This window comes from Paenibacillus sp. GCM10027628, assembly GCF_042676385.1.
Taxonomy (GTDB): domain Bacteria; phylum Bacillota; class Bacilli; order Paenibacillales; family NBRC-103111; genus Paenibacillus_E.
Genome location: NZ_JBHTHA010000023.1, coordinates 145087 through 167612, shown reverse-complemented (window position 1 = coordinate 167612; position 22526 = coordinate 145087). Strand labels below are relative to the sequence as shown.

Here is a 22526-nt window from a genome sequence, read left to right as displayed (position 1 = left end):
GATTTCCGCCAGTTTCTTCGATTAGATTTCTTTCGTCTCTATTTGCCAGGATTGATTTTGCTTTGCAGTTCTTTATTAAAGTCCTCAGGCGATACTTTTCCAGCTGTGAATTTCATCAGTGAACCGAACATAGACTCCGTATCATTACCAGACAACATTTGATCCCACCAGTACGAGAAACCAGTCGCTTTTGCAGAAAGCTGGCCAATTTTAACAGCAAGCGGATCTACCTTGGAGGTGTCGCCTAGATCGCCTTTCCATGCAGAGGAACCGGAACCAGCAAGGTATACTTCCTTCGCCATCGTTTCCATAAAGTATTTGTAAACTTCCCACACACGATCTTTATTTTTTACATTGGCATTAATAAAGAAGGTTTCGCCGGAACCGCCATGCCATTCATCGGCATTGCCTTTCCCACCTGAAATCGTCGGGAATTTCACCACTTCAACCTTCCCTTTTACCGCTGATTCCGGTGCATTGATCTGTCCGTTCACCCAAGCGCCCATATACAAGATAGCGGCTTTGCCAGTTAAGAACATATTGATTGACTCATCATAGGAAGTCCCTAGTGGATTTTCCCCGAATGCCTTGGCGTCAATCAGCTCCTTGTACTTGCGGCTGGCTGTCTGGAATTCCGGCGTATCGAAGGATCCTGCCTTATTCAATGCTGCATTGACAGCAGCTGCCCCTCCCATGCGGATGTCCAAAATGGAGTTCCAGAACATCGCAGGCCATCTATCTTTTGCCCCCAGTGCGATAGGCGTAATGTTTTTGGCTTTTAAAAGGTTAATATCAGCTAGCAGATCTTCCCAAGTAGCAGGAACTTTAGCGCCTGCGGCTTGAAATAGCTCCGTATTGATATAAAGGTTCGCAGTTGCGATATTCGTGGGAAGCCCGTACAGCTTACTGTCAAACGTAAAGTTGTCCGTCGTTCCCGGAACCAACTTATCGATGGTTCCGTCTTTTACAAGATCTTGCATCGGTAGAATGCGGTTTCCTGCGACGAACGGCTGAGCGAAGCCTCCACCCCATGAAAAGAAAATGTCGGGCAATTCATTTGCTGCTGAAGCCGTTTTGATCTTCGTTTTATAGGCTTCTCCCCCGATCCCCGTATGTTCGATTTCTACATTGGGAAACTTGGCTTTCGTGGCATCCAACGCTTTGTAAAAGCCGATAAACCCTCCGTCTTTGGAGTTAGGATCGGAAAACTGCGACCACATTGAGATCTTGATTTTCTCAGCCGCAGCATTGTCCGTAGATTTTGGCGAGTTGGAATTTGCAGGTTGTTGGCTATCGCTTTTCGTACTTCCGCACGCAGCCAGTGTCACCGTTAAAACTGCAGCCAAACCCATGCTTATTATCTTTCTGAACATCTTCATTTTGTTTGCCTCCCCGCTATTAATAAAACCGCTTACATGTCATATCATACGATTTTCTACGCTGTCGAAGAATGTAATCGCTTTACTAAAAGATAGAATCTTTTTACTTTGCCTATCTATGAATTTCATGCCAAGAAGATTCTGCTAATCCAACTGCTAATTTGTAGTATACACCTACAAAGAGACATACATGTAACGGTCTCACTCAATTACGTCCCAAAATCAATACCTCGTCCGCCTGATCAGCGGTCGTAATTTGTGCCTAATCGAAGTAAAAAGATTCTATCATTCAGTAAAGCAATTACATTTTTCAAGCGACTAGCGTAGCGTATCATTACATTTGTAAGCGCTTAACTAAAAATTAGAAAAACAAAAAATGAAGGTAAATTTATTGAAAAAACATGTAAAGCGATTCGTGGTTACAATGCTTCTATTCCTAGTAATGTTAGGTACTTTGGCGACATCCGTTGGTGCCTATGGTCCTTTGACCATGTTTACACCTCCCAGTGATGCGCCTACTTACGGGGTCTTGTCACCCAGAACCGTTCAGCTCACACACAGCGGTGGCAACAATGGCAAAATGTATACCACCAGGGAAAACAGAACTACTGGTATACCGACATTCCCAATCTACGAAAGCACAAATAACGGACAATCTTGGGCAAAAATGGGAGATGTCACAAATACAGTGGATGGGTCTGGCTGGGGAATGCAGAATTGCCCGCAGCTTTACGTCGCGGCGAAAATCACAGTTTGTTGCAGATTTCGGTAGAAAGAAATTATCCTTGAGTATTTAAAAAATGCATAAAAATTCAGTAGGTCCTTACTTCGATACGTTTGTTGCTAAGGCTGTAATCCGAACGATACGATTCACGTTGTCCCACTCCACTTGACTGTCGAGAGCTTCGCTAACATAGCGGATTGGTACGTAGGTCACGTCGTCAATAAGCGCCGGTGCCGTATCAAAGATCGCTGAAACTCCGTTGATGTACGCCTCTTTTGAGCCGATTTGCATGATAATTTTTTTGTCATTTTTTACAGCTGTGATTTGTTGTTGTTTTTCGTTCCAGGTAACTTGTGCACCAAGCATTTCAAAAATCTCGCGTAATGAGATCATCACGCGGCCATCTTGCATGATGAGCTGATGCTGTAGTGCTGCCTGTTGTCCGTTCAGCCATAACGAAATGCCGCCCTTTTCGTCCTCTACCTTTTCCAGACAAATCACATTTCTGTTGTTCGCGATGACAATGGAGTTTTTGGTGAGTGGAATGATCTGAGAGTAACCGATAATTTTATTCATGATCTGCAGCGTAAATCTCGGATTCCCTTGTGGGTCTAAGGAGTGGACGGTACCACCGTTGGTCGAAACGAAGACATTCCCCTGATCGTCAGACACAAAATTCCCCTTGAAATTCGCAGCCAATTCATATCCAGCTGAGCGTTCCGCGGCGCTTAACATATAGCTCCATAGAACATTGCCGGACTGGATATCGTTGTCCGTTAAAGTGGAGGTTTTCTCATCGACCTGGAAAAATCCCCCTTGATGATCGATAGCTTTTCCGCTTATAGTGTACATAATCTCCGGTTTATTTTCTTCTACTAGGCCTGTTGAAGTAACCGAATAAATCTTTTCGTTTATCAAAAGGTAGCTATCTGACAATTTTATTCTGGATGTCGACGTGATATTTGGAATAGCCCAGATCACCTTACCTTCGTCGTTAAGACAAATGAGCTGGTTATCGATTCCAATCAACAAATTTCCTTGGACGTCCGCAAGAAGGTTGTTCATTGCAAATACATCGAAGGTTTTATCGTTAACTTTCAGTTCTTTAATCTGCCAATTCTTGGTACCATCAGGACGAAACGAGGTAAGTCCATTATCGATCAAGGCTACAAGGTTACCTATCCAATCAACACTGAAAAACCTGTCAGCAAAAAAAGTAGAATCTTTTCGTCGAACCAGTGCAAGGGATAAATCTTTATATTGGCTAAGCACCGTCCCGTCTTTATTAAACCGTATTACAGTAGCTTTCGAGGTAGTTGTATTTTTGTCAAGATAATTGAAAACGCTAGAGAACGTAAAAATACTCCCGTCCGCGCCAGTCATCAAATCACTACTTTTTCCATCCTGCTTCCATATAACTTGCCCTTGGTTATTAACAGCGAACACTTTGCTAAAATTATGTAATATAATTATTTGATCATTTAACTTCTTTGCTTGAAAATGATCGTATCTACTATCACCGCTAAATGACCATTTTAGGCGATATTTAGCACCTTCATTCTTAAGGACCCAATTTTGCCCTGAATCGTCCGTTACCGTTAAATCAATTGGATCAGCTTCTTGGGAATCAGCAAGTACCATCGATATAGAAATGTTGCTAACTAATAATAATCCTGCCAGGGCCAGCAATAATTTTTTCAACGTCAACCAACCTCTTTCCACGTTTTTGCCATCTGAATTGGAACTATTCCACTGCAATTTGATGATTATCGTCCTCCTCAATCTCTAGCATGATTTCTTCTAATATATTTACTAAATTTCTTCTTAGTAATGTTTCACTAAACCAAACGAACTCAAACATTCCTTTTAATATCCATCTCGATATCGCTGTAGAGATCATAGTTAATAACAATAAGAGAGTGAAGTTTGTTGCCATTGAAAAAGCTAATTCACTGGTCTTTACTTCTTTAAATACATTCGTTAAGAACTGCACCCAGAATGGAACGAAAAGTGAGATGAATATTGTAGGAGCAATTAATGAAGGTAGCTTTTTCCTTTCAATATCCTTATAAACCAGCTCTATAAGATGCTTGAGTTTTTCCTCTTTATACAGCTTCTTCACCTTTAAATGTCCAATCAGAATATCTGACTGTATTCTCTCAAAATCATCCGTTCTCCATGAGAACCCTTTAATATGTATTTTAAATTTTTTCCTTACCACTTTCTTTGCCCTCGAATTTATTAGCAATAACATTGCAATAGACATACTCAAGAGAATAAAAAAAGAAGTGACTGAATCACGAATTTCTACTAAGAAGCTGCTTTCAAGTTTATTAATATTGTTTAAATACCAAGTAATCCAATCCTTCTCGGTTGCCGCCTCAAAATCGAGTAATATCAGGGTATTTTCCACATTTATACTATTTATTAATGATTGGGCACTATGTAAAGAAATTGCGTTTTTTTGTGCGATTTTAAGAACTTTTTGCATACTACTATTGTCTTGTATAGATTGCAACCACTTATTTGTATTTAATATTGCTTGGTCTACCATACCTTCATTTAACATATAACTGGCAAGTGTTTTCTTTATTGTTTCTGAATCGATAGTTAAATCTCTTGCAGCTGCATGAATCAAGAACATATAGTTATTTGGATCACTTTCTTCAAGACTAATAGCCGCATTTGTGATTAGTTTTGATAATCCAGACTCTACTGGAACTACCGCATCAATACGCTCCAGATATGATGTATATTCACTTTCTAAATCATAACCGGTTTGATCATACGTTGATGGATATTGCGGAACAATTATTCCAATAGATTGAAAACCTAATCCAGGCCGTCCTGCCCTGCCCAGCATATTCATTACTTCTTCCTTTGACATAGGCCTTGGTATATCATCTGCTGAATACTGTTTAGTAGTATTTACTACCACTGCTGAGGCAGGAAGATTAAGCCCCTGAGCAAGAGTACCAGTTGAACAGATAACACCAATCTTAGAGGATTTAAAAAATTCTTCTACAGCTTCTTGCTCTTCTTCAATTAATGCTTGTGTATGAATACCAATTCCTTTGGAAAGCCCCTCAAATAACTCGGATTGATACCCTAGTTCAATTTCAGCGAATTTTAAATATGCTTTTACTCTCTCATTGAGTTCTTGGTTAAAAGTTCTGATTTGTTTGTGTTTATCAATTTCTCCAATTAAATGTCTTGTTGTCTGTGAGAATATTCATTCCATCGATTATTATTCTTTTTAAATCCGACGTTGACTTTCTCAGGAATTCTAATAGGGAAAGCTGAATTGCCACCTTCTTGTTTCCAAACATCCTGTACACAAAAGAACAAATCCGCAGTAAGTTGTGCATTATATGAACTTCTGCCGCTTTCTCTTGCAGAACGAAGAGCATTTACGTATTCATTACTAGGATGAGAGATAAACCCTCTAATAGTTCTTGAAGGTCGCCATCTTGTAAATGTTGTTGTAACGGGCTTTTTATTATATTATTTAGCCATTTGGGGAGGATCTCAGATTCATCAATCAGAGCAGATAATAAGAGATATACACAATTTGAAGTATAAATTGATATTCTAGATAATAGTGAATCTAACAAAGCCCCCCTTTGACCTTCTTTAATTGCGCTAGTACTTTTTTATCTGTAAGGGCTTGCTCCTTGTTCGGTATTTGAAAAAGGAATAAGCCCAACCGTTGGAACACGTGCAGGACGAACAATCCAGGCGACAGAGCCGCTCTTCAGCAGCTTGAACAAGAAGGCTATGTCCGAATCGTGCCTACACATGGCGTCATTATTTTAGATTCATCCGCTCAAAAGATAAGTGACCTTTTGGATATCGTGATTTCCTGTATCATGTTTTCCGTAAATGCCGTATGGAGTTTAAAACAACAGGAATTACAGGATTCCTCCGATAAACTATCTCAGTCTTTTACCAATTTTCTTGAAGCGGATACGCTGGATCCTGATACCTTGGTTCAATTTGAGTTTGAGTTGCTGCATGACCTCATTAAAGTCTACAACAATGAAGAAATGTCCAAACTGTTTGTCAACAACCTCCAGATTATTTTGATCAAACAACAATAAACGGTGGAAGGCACCCAATTATGCGGAAACAGCCAAAGTTCTTCGTCAGCTGATTGCTGCGATGGCAAAGGGATTGGGGCCATTTCACGAATCTTTATTTCTTCATCTTCAAATCTTAAAACGGACATGGGTCAAGGTTTTCCCTGAAGAAGGAGATGTCTACTTGACAGGTGTTGGTGTATAACCTGAAGTTTCAGAACGAATAACTACTACCTTTTCTTAATTCATTTAGGACGATCGGAAAGAAGGCAAAGAAGAGTAACTCCTTCATTAACCATATCCATTAGTACGGTCCTGAATTTAGACATTAAGATTCTGTTCGATGATGAAGGTCTATGCAATAAGAAAAGAGGCTTGTTTAATGGATCAGTAAAACCAAGCCCCTATCTTTAACGTTAGTTCTCCCCTAACTCAAATGCAATTCCAGAATTATTCTTTCTCAATACAGCCGGCGGGTACCCCTCCACTTTTTTGAAGACCTGGGTAAAATACGTGTAATCGGAAAATCCGACCTTTCCGCTGATTTCATAGATAAGATCATTCGTATTGAGAATGAGCTCTTTCGCCTTGACTATTCTTAAGCGGGTAACATATTCCTTGAAGGAGATTCCAAATTCGCGCTTAAACAAATGGCTGAAATAGTTTGGTGTCTTGCCCACATACTCCGAGAGCATCTCAACCGTAAGTTCGCGCGTAAAGTTTTTGCGGATAAACTCGTCCGCACGGATCATCAACGGACTGAGATCTTTGGAGAAGTGCTTGCCGGTCTCCTCGAAAACAGAGACAACGATTTCTCTGAAATCTTCGATCGTTAGAAAATCAGCATTTACTTCAATGAATTCAATTTTGCTTTGAATCTGTTCGATCCGATCAGCAGGAACGTTTCTATTCGCGACCGTTAAAAAGTGAAGCAAATTTCGCGAATAGGCAGCCACACTTTTTCTGCTATATTCACGTTCTTTCTTCATACGCTCAAACTCGTTTTCGACCATCGTCACAGCGGAAGTAATGTCCCCTCGGGACAATTTCAACATAAATTCTGCGTTTTCCAGCAAACCGACAATCGTTTTATCGCTTAATTCAGCGGATTTATTATAGACTTGGATCGAGCCGCTGCCTATGTATAACCTCATAGACAACGCTTGGTTAGCTTCCTGATACAGTTTTACGAATTCGGAAATATTGCCTGGGCTGCTGATTCCGGCCGAGAACGACATTCGACATTGGGACCTCGTCTCGCGATTCCAAGACCGCAATCGATTCACCAATTCACTCGCATATTGACGATAGTATAAGTAAGAATTCGTATCTATCGTCACCAAGAAAACCATTTTTACTTCTTTTGACCTTAGACAGATCCCCCGCGTAGCTAAATCGCTGGATGCAAAGAGATTGCAAATGGTGTCCGCGGCGATCTTCGATTGATCCGAATGCTTTTTCCAATCACCATCGAATTGTGCTGTTACGCAGATGAGTGATTTCGTTCCATCGAAACCATAGTACTGCTGCAAGCCTTCCAGAATGATCAAACGGTCCGTGATACTGCCATTTAGAAGTTCTTCTCCGAAATTGCTCTTAAAGGACTCGAGATATTTTTGAAACTCTTGCTCCGAAACCCGTTCCCTAATAATGTCATCCTTAACCTTTTGGATCAAAGCGATTAAACTTCGTGCACGAATGGGCTTCATTTCATAATCTACGGCATCCAGTTGAATCGCCTTCTTAAGATACTCGAAATCGTTATATCCGCTTAAGATGATGACCCTCGTTCTAGGATTGATCTCCTTTATTTTCTCCAGAAGCTCCAATCCGTCCATTCCGGGCATTCTCACATCCGTGATCACGATCTCCGGCTGCAGTTCGGTAAATCGTTGAAGTGCCTCAAGGCCATTGGAAGCTGTAACTACCATCTTAATGTCCAAAGCAGACCAATCGATACCTTGCTCAATGCCCGATCTGATCTGTTCATCATCGTCTGCGATTAACAGTTTCATTCCGACTCACCCGCCTTTCCATTAAACGATAAGGGGAATGAGCACCTCAACTTTAGTACCAACCCCGACCTTGCTTGTAAAATAGAGACCAAATGGTTCTCCATAACTGGTTTTAATTCTGTCATCGATATTTTTTAAGGCAAATACGTGTTTCGCTTCCTCGATATTGCTCATCATTTTATGGATTTTAGTTTCATCGTTCCCCATACCGTTATCCGTTACCATTAACCGAATCCCCTGGTCCGCTCTGGTTATTTTGACTTCGATAATGCCTCCCTCGACGACCTGTTCCAACCCATGAAAGATCGCATTTTCAACCAAAGGCTGCAGAACTAATTTAGGCATTTTATTGTTCATAAGGTCCGGCGCGGCATCGATATGAAGTTTAATGCGTTCCCCATACTTCCGTTTCTGAATAAACATATAATTTTCCAAAAAATCAACCTCTTGGCCAATGGTGACAAAAGGCTCTCCCTTATTCAGAACGTGCCTGAATATTTCTGCAAGAGCTTCAATTTGCTCGCTGACATCATAATTTTTTTGTCTGATCGCAAGCCAATGAATCGAATCTAAGGTATTGTATAAAAAATGAGGGTTAATTTGCGATTCCAGCGCCTTGATTTCGGCTTCTCTTTGCTTGATTTTGGTCAAATAAACGTCGTTGATCGTTTCCTTCAGCTGCTCTACCATCCGCAAAAATCCGTTGCTGATTTCGCCGATTTCATCTTTGGAATCGATCCTCAAAGCAATGTTAAAATTGCCGGTCTTCAGCTTCATCATTTCTTTACGTAATTGCAGCAGGGGCCTAAGCAAGTATTTGTGCAAAATGAAGGAGAATAATATGCCGAAGATAAGGCATAGCACAATAACAATCAGCAAAACTGTATTTATTGTAGATTTCAACAATGTAAAGGACTTTTCCGGGATGATCTGAACCATTGTCCAGTTGGATTGCTCTATCGTATAAAAGAGCACAATTTGTCTCGCATTTTCAATATCTGCGGTAAAATAACCGTTTTTCGTTAGAATGTTTCTATGAACAAAATCGAAGTCATCAATCTTGTCTCCGATTTTGTTTCTTTCCGTTGAAGATAAGACGATGCCGTTAGCATCCAAAAGAAAAATATGAGAACCCTCATAAGAATTGATGTTTTTGTAAAATTCATAAAGAATTTCTTCGTTAATATCAAGTCTTTCTACTGCAATCATTCTACCCATTTTTCTAAAGTCCATAATTCCTCGATAATAGGCGATCTTTCCAGGCCCAGTTAGCCAAAAGCCTCTTCCTTGCTCCTGCAACGCACGCTCCATCGCAGATTGGTCCAAATCCGGAACCGAAACCCCTTTTTGAAAAATAACTTCCTTGCCTAAGTACAAGTTTATAGAACGATAATATTTTTTGGATCCTACTACATCATCCAACCAAGAGTTCATATTCAAAACTATTTTGTCATAGTCCAACTCTTTGTTGTATTCGCCTTTGGCAAACTCTTGAACGAGCCCATTGGATAAGATTCGGGTCGAAATATCATTGGTATCGACGAACAGAGATTCAAAATTCTGTTTCGTTTGCTTTAGCGTCTGCAGGGCAATTTCACTTGATTTATTTAGTGTTAAAGCGGCAAATTGGCTGTTTAAATATAATCCCAATACGATTAAGGGAACAATAATCAAAACCGCTATGCATAAATATAATTTAATGATTAGAGGTAAGTCTTTAAACTTCAACACTTTTTGACCACGCCCCAAGTGTCCATTTATGTGTAGAGATAAATAGAACGGCATCGTTCAGACGAAGCCGCTCTGTTCGTAACTATTTTACCCTTTTACCGCACCGGATGTTAAGCCTTGAACGAAATACTTTTGCAAGAAAATAAAGAGAACAATAAGCGGAAGAAGAACCATACACATGCCAGCTGTCATTAAGGGCCAGTTCGTCGTATATTGTCCTTGAAAATTAATCAGACCGACCGAGATCGGGACCCCTTTGTCTGTCGTCAATGTGGCAATTTGCGCCCACATCAGTTCCCCCCAGGCAAAACCAAAATTAAATACGGTACATGTGGCGATGGCCGCCCCCGAGAGCGGAAAGACGATCCTGAACATCGTACCGAACTCACTGCAGCCGTCAATTCTGGCCGATTCAAGCAACTCACCGGGTATGGAAAGGAAAAAATTGCGAAGAATAACGATGGTCCCTGGTAAAAGCCATCCTACATAAACGACAACGATGGGAATATAGACGACTTGAAACATTTTCAATTTAGACATCATCATATAAAGAGGAATAATCATGGATTCGGCTGGCAAGATCATTAAGATAAATAAGATGCCAACGATAGCTCCTGTGAAAGGAACCTGTAATCTCGCGAGCGCATACGCCGCGAAGGTCGCTAAAACGGTTGCAGCTAACAACGTGACAACCACAATCACAATGCTGTTAAAGAAGTAATCGCCCAGACGCCCGACCTTAAATGCTTGGATATAATTCTCCAAATGAATTTGACTCGGAAACGACCATAAATTCGAATAAAACTCTTCGGTCGTCTTTAAAGAGGTGAAGACAGTAAAGAGAACTGGGTATATGTTTACTGCCGCGAATACAATCAAGATCAGACGTATGATAAGGGTTGAATTCCAGCTTCTAATACTCATAGACGTCCCCTTTTGCAAGTTTTTGCGAAATGAACATAATGACTGCAACTAGCACGGTAAACAAGACTCCAATCGCCGCGGCATTTCCAAATTCATTGTAATAGAATCCTGTATCCAGCATCTGAATCGGCACGATTTTCGAGTAATCACCGGGCCCACCCTTGGTCATGGAATAGACGATATCATAGGCTTTAAAGGAACCAATCAGGACTAACATCGAGACCAAACGGATCGTGGGCATAATCAGCGGCAAGATAATGATTCTGATTTGGCGGAAGTAGCTTGCCCCTTCCAGTCGCGCAGCTTCAAACATGGAAGCCGGAATCGTAAGCATGGCCGTATAAAATAGCATCATCACGCCTCCGCAACCTTTCCAGCCGCTCACCACGGATATGGTCCACAATACAAGCCCGGGTTCGGAGAGCCAGGCGTGTTCAAGACTAGTCATTCCGATCAACCGGAAAAACTGATTGATAAGTCCCATATCGGGACTTAGGATAAAAGCGAACAAAAGTCCGATGACAATAAAAGGCATCATATTCGGAGCAAAGAAGATTAACCGTAATACCGCTCCCTCCTTGCTGCCGATCCTGTATACCATCAATGCCAGCAATAGTCCTAGCAAGAGAGCAATCAAGGAGGATACAATTGCAATCATAATGGAATATTTGAACCCTTTAAGGGTAGTGGTATCCTGAAATAGCTGAATATAATTATCCAGACCAACCATTTGTATGCTGGATAATGGACTCCATTTTGCAAAAGATAAGACGAAATTCCACCCGATCGGGACGATCATCGTAAATGCAATAAAAAAAGCCGCCGGAATCAGTATGGCAATCCCCAACATTCGCGTTTTGACATTCAACGATTGACTTTTCACTAATCGTGGCACCTTATGTCCTCCTTCTTCTTGGAACAATAAAGGGCATAAGACAGGTCGCTTATGCCCATGATCGAACCATTAATTTTTACTTGTTATTTTTTCTGCTCAATCGCTTCCAATCTCAGTTTTTCGAGATCCTCCAGCGTTTTCTTAGGATCGAAAATGTAGTTGGCAGGCATTTTAGTGTTGAGATATTCGTTTATTTTCGGCGAAAGAGCATTGATATCTTTTTCGACATAGAGATTACCGGCATCCTTCGCATACTGCGCAACTTTAGGATCGGATATTTTCACACCTTTGACTGAAACCGGAGCTCCACTATCAACCCTGTGTTGGGCAATTTCCGTACTCGTTAAATATTTTAGGATCTCGATCGATGCTTCCGGATGCTTCACGTTCGCCGGAATCATGTACCCGTTGGCGTCGCCTGGTACTTTTGTACGCGAGCCCATATAAGGCCAGCTTAGTACCTGCACATTTTTCAATCCCGAATCCTTAACCGCTTTACTTGCTTGATAATTGATGTAGGCCATAATCGCGATCTTTTCGGACTTAAACGCAGTTAATATCTGGTCCTGGGTTACCGTAAGTGCACCTTTGCCCGGATACACATATTCCTTATCGTAGATCGACTTTGTTTCATCGAAAGCCTTCACAACCGTTGGGTCGGTAAAAGGAATCTCGCCTTTTGACCACTGCTGCAATTTGGCATCATCCGGCCAAACGGAGAAAAGAAGACCTGCATGCGTCCAACTCACCCAACTGTTTCCAAAAGGCGTAATCCCCAGTTTTTCTTTCACGGTACCCAGCGCATTCTTGAATCCTTCCCAGGTCGGTTGATCCGGCAGGCTAACGCCAGCTTTATCCAACAAGTCTTTGTTCGCCAGCATCATGAAATATACAGGGGTGATCGGGACCGAAAAGGTTTTGCCTTTATAGGTCCCCTTCTCCAAGGTACCTTCAACGAATGTATTCTTCCATTCGCCGCCATTGGCATCCAGATAAGGTGTTAGATCCAGCGCCATATTGGCATCCACGAACGTATCCATGTTGCCGGTCCAATAGAATGCGAGATCCACAGGCTCGCCTGAAGCGATCGTTGTTTTAATCGTCTTTTCAGGGTCAACGACCGGTTTAAAGGTGATATCATATTTATCGGCGAAACGCTTGGCCACTAACTCTTCTTCCTTTTTCCCGATCTCATCCCCCGGCCAGGCGATCATCAGAGTGAGCTTCGTCTTTTTGGCCGCAGCTTCATTCTTTCCTACGATGGAATCTCCGGTTGACGATTGATTACCGCAAGCGCTTACTACTAGAGCCAAACTCATCGATAGGCACAGAACCATGCTTGATTTCTTGAAGAATTTCATTTTTGACCCTCCCATTATTTCATATTTGATTGCGCGCGCTTTCTAATCCTGATTATACGAGCATAGGACTCCAGCATGTATTTAGAAAATCTACAATATCTTTAGGTTTTCTTTGATCCACAAAACAACTGCCAGCTAAGTATGAATTCTCTTTAAGTAAATCGACGTCCATTCCCTAATCGGGATGAATTCACCTATCTTTATTGTTTTCTTCATCAATTTGCAATTCCACACATTGTAGATCGCAGCTTTATAGTCGCACCCGCTTCGAATCCGGCACTTGAAAATTTGATGGGCAGAGTCAGCGTACCGCTGGCGGGCTGGCCATCCTCCCGATCGGTGTAGCTGACTTCATCCAGATAAACCTGTCGAGCTTCTCCGCTGAAGTTCATGACGAACACATAATCCTTCTCTCCATCTGTCCGCAATTGTGCCGTTACGCCTATTGAAACTCCATATTCAGGACACGGGCTACCTTCGCTTCACGAACTATTTCTTTATAGAATACGTTTAGGAAGTCCTGCTTCAGCCGTGTCGCCATGTAATAGGCCTGCCCCCTGCCCAGCTTATTGACTGTCAAAGCAGGACTCCCCGCATAGAAGCTGTCCGTATAAAGCCCCAGCACCTTGGCGTTCTCCGCATGGATCAGTTCGCAAATTTCGTGAGCCTCAAACGTTCCGGTGAGGCCAAGCTGATTGTCGGGCAGCATCGCCAGTTCGGCCATTGATCGGGATTATAATCGGCGCCATGCATGAATACATGAAGCTTCTGGCTTATCGGAAAATTTTTCAATATCTATTAACACTCCTATAATCGCAATTTTTAAAGCGGTGTGTATTGGAACCAGTCAAAGTAAGCAGGGACCGTGCAGGGGCGCCCATTCCCCGTTGCATAAAGCCCGATATAAACTCCTGTGAAACCGCCGGCCACTTCCGTGGACAGCATGGAACATTCGCCGGTGCCAAAGGACCTTCGCTGCCTATCAGGTTCAGCATAGTAAAAAGAGTAGTTGGAAGGATCGGCTTCCAATCCAAGAATAATCTCAGAGCCTTCAATCGCTTCTTCGAGCTCGACTTTCCATAAGAAGCCAAGCCGGCGTCGTAGAATCACCTTGCAGCTGCCTTCCTGATCATAAGTCAGCGCGATCTCATAATGGAATCTCTCATTCATATAAACGGTTAGTCCAGCTTCCTCACCTTCTTGTAAAGGTTCGAAGCTTAGCAGCGTTGAAACGGAGCACCTGAAATGCTGCTGCCTCCTGCCTATGAATGCAGGCGTGCCGATATCATTCAAACTCGTTGCTGAGCCGCGAAGAGTCAGCCAGCCTGGCCGTTCTTCAAGGGACCAGTCCCCAGCTAGAGGATTCCTCAAGAAGTTCCAACAGGAATGCAATTCCCTTCCTTCGAAATCATCCTTTGCCACCCAAGGCATTCCTGCTTCGAGCCGAAGCGTACCGGCATCCATCTTCTCCGACACCTTTCCCCCATCTCCGAAAACAGGCCACCCATCCGATGACCAAGTGACCGGAGCAAGAAAAGTCTCACGGCCCAAGTGATGGTGCCGCCCTTCGAAGGGAACGGACACGGGGCGGGTACCCAAGAAGACTCCCCACCAGCTACCGTCCTCCAGTTGGACAAGATCCGCGTGTCCCGTGGCTTGGATAGCACAATCCAAGCTCCGGTGGGAAAGAATCGGATTGTTCGGATTGCTATCGAACGGTCCGCAAGGCGTGCTCCCTCTGGCAATCGTGACCATATGACCATAATCGGTTCCTCCCTCTGCGATCATCAGATAGTACATTCCTTGGATATTGTATAAATGTGGTCCCTCAGGCGCTATGCCGCCTGTGCCTTTCCAGATCAGACGACGTTGCGACAAGAGCATCCCGGTTTCCAAATCAATCTCCGCTTGGTAGATTCCAGCGGGCTCTTCCTCCGTAAAACTATTCGTCCCGGAAATATAAACACGCTCATCCTCATCGAAAAACAGAGATGGATCAATACCAGGCCAGTCCAGCCAAACCGGCTCGGACCAAGGTCCCTCGGGCTTTTCGGCCCAAACGTAAAAATTCCTGAAGTTATTCATATTCGTGGTGACCATATAAAATCTGTCATTATGGAAACGAAGGGTTGGAGCATATATCCCCATCGAACTTTTGCATCCATTAAGATCCAACTGGCTATGACGGGTCAAGCAATAACCAATTTGCTTCCAATGAACTAGATCACAGCTATGAAAGATTGGTACCCCGGGAAAATATTGAAACGAGCTAGTAACCAAATAAAAGTTCGATCCTACTCTGCAAATGCTTGGGTCCGGATGAAAACCAGGTATTACCGGATTGGTGTATTGTTTATCTGAAAAGGACATATCCTATATCCATCCCCCTAACTACGCTTTAATATTGCATATCACTGATATTGGTTACACATTGTTTGGAAGTAATGGAAACACGACCATTCCAACGTAAGTAATGATGGACAAAAAATAAATTAGTGCCTGTAACCATATAACCGTGTACAAGGGCATACGTTGCAGGAAACTCCTATCATTCTCATTTAAAGCTTATTACCATAGTGTATTTTGAGCTTGGCATACATGTCCTCTAGGGTAAAGCGCGGGTCGATGTGATGATACCATCGAATAAGACGCTCCTGTTGCTCGTGCACGTACCACATATCAGTTGAAATTCGTGGCGCAGGTCTCCATTCATATCCGAAAGCATGATCATCCATTAGCAATGCGACAGCCGTAGAATCTCCCATAGACCACATCTCCCCCTTAGTCCAACCCGCCCAAGGGCCTAGATTGAAATCGACCAGTTGTTGATACAAATAATCTCCTATATCACCAAATGGTTTGACTCTTACGGCAAGCTCCGAAATGCTGACCTTGATGGTTGAATAAACGTTCTGCGGAACAACCCAGAGTTGAATATTCGAGCGGAAAATAATATTAGCTGCATTGATATCATTGCTTAAATTATATTCATGCCCCCCGTTAGGCCAAGGTCCGCCACCAACCCATATGGCAGTCAATTTGTTCGCGATGGAAGGTTCCCTTAAAAAAGCGGCCGCTAAGTCCGTAATTGGTCCCAAAAATATGACAAAAAGTGGGTGCGGATCACTGGAAAATGCTTCACGAATAATAAGTTCCGCCCCTTCTGACATGACTGGCGTTTGCTCATCAGGCAACGCTCTGTCTGCTCCTTTATACACAGAAATTTCGTCATTCAAATCCATAAGCTCTACTACTTTAACAATCTCCTCGTAGCTTTCCTGCATCGAAGTATTCGTTCTATATTCTCCGAAATGGGCCCCAATGACTCCTTTGACAATAAATTGAGGCGTCAATAAGGCATGTACAATAGCAAATTGATCATCAGCCTCATTTTTTGCATCAGAATTAATAATCAGTCGGATTTTTTTGTTATCTGGTATATCGAATGGAAATTGCAGCATTTATGACGACCTCCAAATATTATTCGCAGTCTTCAATAGACACTCATCTTTCCAGTCCAATGGCAGCCTGGAAGGGTTCTAACATAAACCTCAGGTACTTGAAAATAACGTAAAACTATATTTTCCGGATCCAATAAGAAGCGTGTGACCTTCAATGGTTTGCTCCATTCTAAGTAAGCCGGTCATTTGCTCCAACGACATCCCATTTTCCAGAAAATTCACGTATTCACGCGTTGGAATGACGACTTCAGCTGTCGTATTTGCAGGTATTACCACATCCATCTCCACCGAACCGTTATTCTGTTTACTCCAAGAAACCTTGATGTTTCCGTGAATGGATTCAAGAGAAGCTTCAGCCCATGAGAGATGTTCACCAATCTGCGGCTGGATTCGGATTTTTTTGTAGCCCGGCTCGATTAAATCGATTCCCCCGACAACGCGATAGAGCCAATCCCCGATGGCGCCGTAAGCGTAATGATTATAGGAGTTCATATCATCACTCCAGAATGAACCGTCCTGCTTGATGCCGTCCCAATGCTCCCATATCGTGGTTGCCCCTTGAATCACAGAAAACAACCATGAAGGGTATTCCTTCTGCAGAAGCAGCTGATAAGCCAGCTTGGTATACCCGAATCGTGAAAGGACTAAGCATAGGTAAGGCGTGCCCACAAACCCGGTCGTTATGTGGATCTTATTCTGTTCGATATGTTCGGCCAGCATTCTGGCAGTACGAGGCCGATCCTTCTCCTCCAGTAGATCAAACATAAGAGCAAGCACATACGCCGTTTGTGTAGGAGATTCCACCCGTCCTCTTGGTGTAACGAACTCCGAACGAAATGCCAACACAATGCTTTTATGCAATACTTCATATTCTTTTGCATCTTCCTCTTTGCCAAGTACCGCTGCCATTTTAGACAGCAATTCTGTTGAATAAGCGTAAAATGCAGTGGCGATCAAATCTGTGGGCGTTGCCCCGACAAAGCTGTTTTCCTTAGCATCCAGACCAAGCCAATCCCCAAAGTGAAATCCTGTATTCCACAGGAATTCGTCATCTCCTTGCGAACGCATATACTCAACCCAAGCCTTCATGCTGGAATACTGTCTATCCAGAATACGAATGTCCCCATAGCATTGGTAGAGTGTCCATGGGCAGATGACGGCAGCGTCACCCCAAGCAGAAGAACCGTAACCGGCAGCAGGTATATCGGGAATAACGTGCGGAACTCTTCCGTCAGATTCTTGGTCCGCAGCCAAGTCCTTCAGCCATTTTTCAAAGAATGGAACAACGTTCATATTAAAGGCGGCGGTTCGAATAAATACTTGAGCATCTCCCGTCCATCCTAATCTTTCGTCCCGCTGCGGACAGTCTGTCGGAATATCCAGAAAATTACCCTTTTGCCCCCATAAAATGTTGTGCTGAAGCTGATTCACCAGTTCATCCGAGCATCGGAAGCTGCCGGTTTGCTCCAAATCCGTATGAATGACACAGCCAATGAAGTGATCGATGAGTTGATCCTGCGGAACTCCTGTCACTTTGACATATCGAAATCCTTGAAACGTCAAGTACGGTTCATAGGTTTCTGTCCCGCCGCCTCGACAAATGTACGTAATCGTCTGCTTTGCAGAACGAAGATTGCCGATATAGAAATTTCCGTCTCGATCTAGCACCTCTGCGTGCTGTAAAGTAATGACAGTACCTGCTTCAGCACAAACCTTTAACTTGACCCAACCGACCATATTCTGCCCCATATCCAGAACAGTCTCGCCATTGGGTGTCGCTATGACGGCTATAGGCTTAATCATTTCAATAATTCGGGTCGGTTCGTTTTCTTGGGCAACCAGGGTAGATTGCGGAGTATTCGTAATCGTAACCATTGCTGTCAGCCAATCATCATCTGCATATCCGAGTGAAGCCCAACCATCCATTTCGAGACGAGCATCGTATGTTTCACCGTGGTACAACTCCGACATCAGGATTGGACCTGACGAAGAACGCCAGCTGCCATCCGAAGCAATGATTCGTTCAGAGCCATCGGACAACGTAACATGCACTTGAATGAGCACGGCACGATTGGAACCATAAAACTCTTTCTTTCCTTCCCAAGCTAAATATCCTTTATACCAGCCGTTACCTAAAATGCAGCCAAGTGCATTCTCCCCCTTGGATAGAAGGGAGGTCACATCATAGGTTTGGTATTGAAGACGTTTGGTATAGCTTGTCCAGCCGGGGTTAAACAGCGTGTCGTCGGCCTGGGCGCCATTGACATAAAGCCGGTATAGGCCGAGAGAGGTCGCATATACGCGAGCTGAAACTACATTTTCAGGAAGAGTAAATTCTGTACGCAAATAATCGCATGGTTCGTCTCCAGACTCGACGCTATGAGGCCGCGCCGAAATCCAGCTTGCCTGCCATTCCTCAGATGACAATAACGCTGTTTCCCAGTAGGCGGATTCACTCCAGTCCGATACCTCCCCATGGCAGTCCCAAACTCGAACTTTGAAATTATAATGTGTACGGGAAGATAAGGTAGGGCCTTGATATTCTATATGAACATTTTGATCAGATTCCACTTTTTCGGAATCCCATATGATCTCCGATGTAAACCCAGCATTGGATGCGACTTGAACTTGATAAGCTGTTTGTATAAAGCCTCTTGCATCCGTGATAATCTGCCAGCTGAGTCGGGGGTACAAATCATCGATCCCGAGCGGATTCCTTCTGTAGTTTACCCTAAGATTGGAGACTGTAAAGCTATTCATCTCTAATGCTCCTTCAGTTATATTTTTAAAGCAATAAGCTGACCCTCTACGTTCTCTTGCTCGCCATACTTCCAAATTCGTACTAAGTTATACATCGAAACCCTACAAAGGGGGCGCGGATTTTAATTTGATATTTTATTAGCAAGTTACCTGCCTCCTAATGCGGTTCCAACTCTTCATCAAATTATACGCATGTTAAATTTGGCATGTATTTAAGAAATCTACAAATTCTTTATATTTTCTTTGTTTTTGAGCCCGTATAGAATAAAAGAGGCGACCGCTCCCCAGTTGAATTCCGAGAAGCAATCACCCCTTAATCACACTCTAGTGAACCACGACACGAACGCGCCCCAGGTTTTGAACCTTGGCAAAAGACGTGCTTGAGTCACCCTCGCGCTGGGAGGTCACTCGCAGCGACGGGGAGTAAGTACCGGGCTTGGTGTAGGTAAATGTCGTCGACACCTCTAAAGTCTGCTTGGGACTTCCGAAGTCCGCTGCCGTGAAATTGCCCGTGCCATCGAAATCCCACTCCGTGCCTACGACCTTACCAGACCCAGGCGGGACCTGGATCTTCGCCTTGAAGGTGACTGTCTTGCCAGCGGCGATGTCGATCCGGGCGGCGCCTTTAACGGTCAGATCGACGACGGGCTGGATACCTCGGCGTACAGCAGCGTTCTCCGGCACCTTGATCTGACTGTCGACCACTTCGTAACGGGTGGATCGCGCTGGCGCCACGCCCCTCTCTGCCCAGGCGCTCACGTCCCGAAGTGCCTGCTGGACAATGCCGTCGAACTGAACGAGACGGATAGTACGGGGACCAGGAGTAATATGATCCGCGTTATCGTTGTACCAGAGCCGGAAGTTATCTTCGTAATGGTTGCCGAGGGACTCTCTCACCCTCGCGCTGTACCAGTCGGCTTGCCATGTGTAGGCGTCAGTGTCGAGAAGATTGCCGACAACGATGACCTTGCTATTGATCATGCCACTGTGCGTGCCGCCGCCACTCACGTTACGGGAGATGAGAGGGCCAATCTCCATGGGCCGTTGAGGGTAGAGTGGTGTTCCGTCAGATGCCTTGAACTGGTCCCAAACGTAGAAACCCGACCGCTTTGGAACCTGGTGCCGATGGTACGAGAGCAGCGCAAGGGACCACCGGTTGTCGATCCGCAGCTTGGAACCACTATCGATCGCGTTCAGCACGCTGTCGGGGTTCCCGCTCCCGATGGTGAAGACCTTTGTAGCCGGATCCAGTGAACCCAACAGTGTGCCGACCTTCGTCGTGCCGTCGGCTGTGTAGAGCGTGTAGTCGTTAACGATTGTTGTCAAGAACTCTGGCGCACTATCGAGCAGCAGGCTTGTCGGTATGTTCTGTTCGTTCCGATTAACCTGGGTGATGGTCGCGACGTGATCCACCTTTGCGGAACGGAACTTATCGCCGAGGGGCGACTGCTCCGTGCCGAGATACCCTGGCTTGCTCCAGAAGTCATCGACATAAGTGGGATCCATGCCCCGAATCGCGTTTCCGAAGCCGAGGAGGCCCTGTGGGTCGTTCAGACCGAGTACATACGTGTAGTCTTCCCAGGCCCGTAACGGTACGCCCATCTTCGTCACCTCGAGCAGTACCGCCCGCTCTATATCATTGAGCCCAGCGTAGGGGTTACCGCTACCACCTGGGCTCACCGCGTCCGATATCTGCGGTGCCTTGTCCTCCAGCACGAAGCGCGCGAAGGCACGGGCGAAGAAAGTGTTCGGGATGGAGGTCGGTACGCCCGGGATAAACGGCACTGCGCCGTCCCACACCCCGATGCTGTTCTCGATGGCACCGATCGTCTGGTAGGAGCCACCGCTACCGCCGTAAATGTAGCCATAGATACGTTTGGACGAGTCATAGTAGCTCGCCGCGACCGTCTTAGAGTACTTGGCCGCGGCCGCGTCGACCCGGTAGCCGCCGGCACCGTTTGTCTGTACCGTGTACGCCCCGCTATCCGCACCGAAGCTGATGGTCTCGTCGGTTGCATTTTCGTCTTGAAGCGGATACACCAGGTTGTAGAAACGGCCTTCCCACTGACTCTTCGGCGGGAAGTAGAAGTTGAACCTCTTATCGGTTCCCTCGAAGTGGCCCGACACCTTGTGATGCGGCACCGGAGTGGTCAGATCGATCTGGCTGTCGATGATCGGGCGGTTGTACAGCGGGTCGACACAGTCGGCAGTGACCCACACGGGCCCACCGACTACCTGCGGTGCGCACTCAGGTTGAGACGGCGCAGCAGTGATGCTCATGCTCGGCATCAACAACACGCTGAGCATGGCTCCCACCATTGTCTTCCAGACAATGTGGCGTTGGCGCCTTGTCCACGTTCTGCTCCAATAACCGGACCCTGTGTCGGGGTTCCCTTTAATTTGCTCCAATCCAGCCCGATGTTCGGCCGTCCGATCCAGGTGCGGCCCTGCAGCCGCGGAAATCGATGATTTCTTAGAGACTCGCATTGATATACCCTCCCATTTTTATTCCCTAGAAAGCGCTTTCCATCCCAAATAATACTTGTTTAATAGTCCCAAGTGTATTAGAAAAACTACAAAAACTTTAGTTTTTCATGGATTACAACGATCATTATTCGCCTTATGCCATGCGCTCCAATATCTGGATTTCGCCGATGGGTAGTGTCAACATCCCACTCATGAGTTGGCCATCCTCCAAATCGGTGTAGCTTCGCTCATCCTCTTTCAAATAAAAGAGAACATGGTTATAAACGATTTTATCTTTATATATCTATCTTCAACTCCTCCATGTCCCTGGTTAACATATCGAGCAAAATTGGTAATAACGTATATTCTTTAATAATTTGAACATCCTATTCATTCTCAATTCTTGATACAACACTCATTTTCCTTATCGCCTTCACAAAACGTATGTTCGCATTATTTATTATACACCGAACATAAGGAAGTGTTTGTCTACATAGGTTTATTAATCCTAATCGCTTTTACCGGTTCAATGATCCTTGCCGGAGTGAAACTGCCAAGCCAGATGGTACTGGTTCGTTTCTTGTTTGAATCGATTGGAAAATGGATGCTGAAAGAGTGAAGTCGTTAAAACATTGTGCAAATTCTAGCTTCATTTCCGGCCAATATGGCGTTTCCCCTTTTTACGATTCTATATTGCTGGGCTGGGCTATCTTAGAAAATCGAGGATTCAT

At 44.3% G+C, this 22526-nt stretch carries 15 protein-coding genes; 1 reads left to right on the top strand and 14 read right to left on the bottom strand.

Annotated elements, in window-relative coordinates; all coding sequences use genetic code 11:
* Positions 1–38: 38 nt before the first annotated feature.
* From ACFQZT_RS17835 to ACFQZT_RS17825, 3 genes are all read right to left on the bottom strand, one after another.
* A complete protein-coding gene (locus tag ACFQZT_RS17835; protein ID WP_379302191.1) occupies positions 39–1379 on the bottom strand; it encodes an extracellular solute-binding protein in 1341 nt (446 codons plus the stop codon).
* A gap of 823 nt (positions 1380–2202) precedes the next feature.
* Positions 2203–3804 carry a copper amine oxidase N-terminal domain-containing protein gene (locus tag ACFQZT_RS17830; protein ID WP_379302190.1) on the bottom strand — a complete coding sequence of 534 codons (1602 nt, stop codon included), beginning with the start codon at positions 3802–3804 and terminating at the stop codon, positions 2203–2205.
* A gap of 43 nt (positions 3805–3847) precedes the next feature.
* Positions 3848–5167, bottom strand: coding sequence for a helicase-related protein (locus ACFQZT_RS17825; RefSeq protein WP_379302227.1), 1320 nt, complete (start codon positions 5165–5167; stop codon positions 3848–3850).
* A gap of 724 nt (positions 5168–5891) precedes the next feature.
* On the opposite strand from ACFQZT_RS17825, the gene ACFQZT_RS17820 reads away from it, so the two are divergent.
* Positions 5892–6203, top strand: coding sequence for a hypothetical protein (locus tag ACFQZT_RS17820; protein ID WP_379302189.1), 312 nt, complete (start codon positions 5892–5894; stop codon positions 6201–6203).
* A gap of 395 nt (positions 6204–6598) precedes the next feature.
* On the opposite strand, the gene ACFQZT_RS17815 is transcribed toward ACFQZT_RS17820, so the two are convergent.
* The 11 genes from ACFQZT_RS17815 to ACFQZT_RS17765 all read right to left on the bottom strand — a co-directional run bounded on the left by ACFQZT_RS17815 (position 6599) and on the right by ACFQZT_RS17765 (position 21636).
* Positions 6599–8197 (bottom strand): response regulator transcription factor, encoded by a 1599-nt coding sequence (locus ACFQZT_RS17815; protein ID WP_379302188.1) that lies wholly within the window; start codon positions 8195–8197, stop codon positions 6599–6601.
* Between the two features lie 21 nt (positions 8198–8218).
* Positions 8219–9928 carry a cache domain-containing sensor histidine kinase gene (locus ACFQZT_RS17810; protein WP_379302187.1) on the bottom strand — a complete coding sequence of 570 codons (1710 nt, stop codon included), beginning with the start codon at positions 9926–9928 and terminating at the stop codon, positions 8219–8221.
* A gap of 87 nt (positions 9929–10015) precedes the next feature.
* Positions 10016–10852, bottom strand: coding sequence for a carbohydrate ABC transporter permease (locus ACFQZT_RS17805; RefSeq protein ID WP_379302186.1), 837 nt, complete (start codon positions 10850–10852; stop codon positions 10016–10018).
* On the bottom strand, positions 10842–11747 hold the full coding sequence (locus ACFQZT_RS17800; RefSeq protein ID WP_379302185.1) for a carbohydrate ABC transporter permease: 906 nt from the start codon (positions 11745–11747) through the stop codon (positions 10842–10844). The genes ACFQZT_RS17805 and ACFQZT_RS17800 overlap by 11 nt, the downstream gene beginning before the upstream one ends.
* Positions 11748–11830: 83 nt before the next feature.
* Entirely contained in the window at positions 11831–13108 is a 1278-nt protein-coding gene (locus tag ACFQZT_RS17795) for an ABC transporter substrate-binding protein (protein WP_379302184.1), read from the bottom strand.
* Positions 13109–13323: 215 nt separating this feature from the next.
* Positions 13324–13536: a Beta-galactosidase C-terminal domain gene (locus tag ACFQZT_RS17790; protein ID WP_379302183.1), complete on the bottom strand. Its 213-nt coding sequence runs from the start codon at positions 13534–13536 to the stop codon at positions 13324–13326.
* A gap of 14 nt (positions 13537–13550) precedes the next feature.
* The gene (locus tag ACFQZT_RS17785) at positions 13551–13832 is read right to left on the bottom strand and encodes a beta-galactosidase trimerization domain-containing protein (protein WP_379302182.1); all 282 of its coding nucleotides are present in this window, start codon (positions 13830–13832) and stop codon (positions 13551–13553) included.
* A 98-nt stretch (positions 13833–13930) separates the two neighbouring features.
* Entirely contained in the window at positions 13931–15478 is a 1548-nt protein-coding gene (locus ACFQZT_RS17780; protein ID WP_379302181.1) for a glycoside hydrolase family 43 protein, read from the bottom strand.
* Positions 15479–15666: 188 nt separating this feature from the next.
* Positions 15667–16569 carry a nucleoside hydrolase gene (locus tag ACFQZT_RS17775; RefSeq protein ID WP_379302180.1) on the bottom strand — a complete coding sequence of 301 codons (903 nt, stop codon included), beginning with the start codon at positions 16567–16569 and terminating at the stop codon, positions 15667–15669.
* Between the two features lie 90 nt (positions 16570–16659).
* A complete protein-coding gene (locus ACFQZT_RS17770; protein WP_379302179.1) occupies positions 16660–19329 on the bottom strand; it encodes a family 78 glycoside hydrolase catalytic domain in 2670 nt (889 codons plus the stop codon).
* A gap of 324 nt (positions 19330–19653) precedes the next feature.
* Positions 19654–21636: a PKD domain-containing protein gene (locus tag ACFQZT_RS17765; RefSeq protein ID WP_379302178.1), complete on the bottom strand. Its 1983-nt coding sequence runs from the start codon at positions 21634–21636 to the stop codon at positions 19654–19656.
* Positions 21637–22526: the final 890 nt, after the last annotated feature.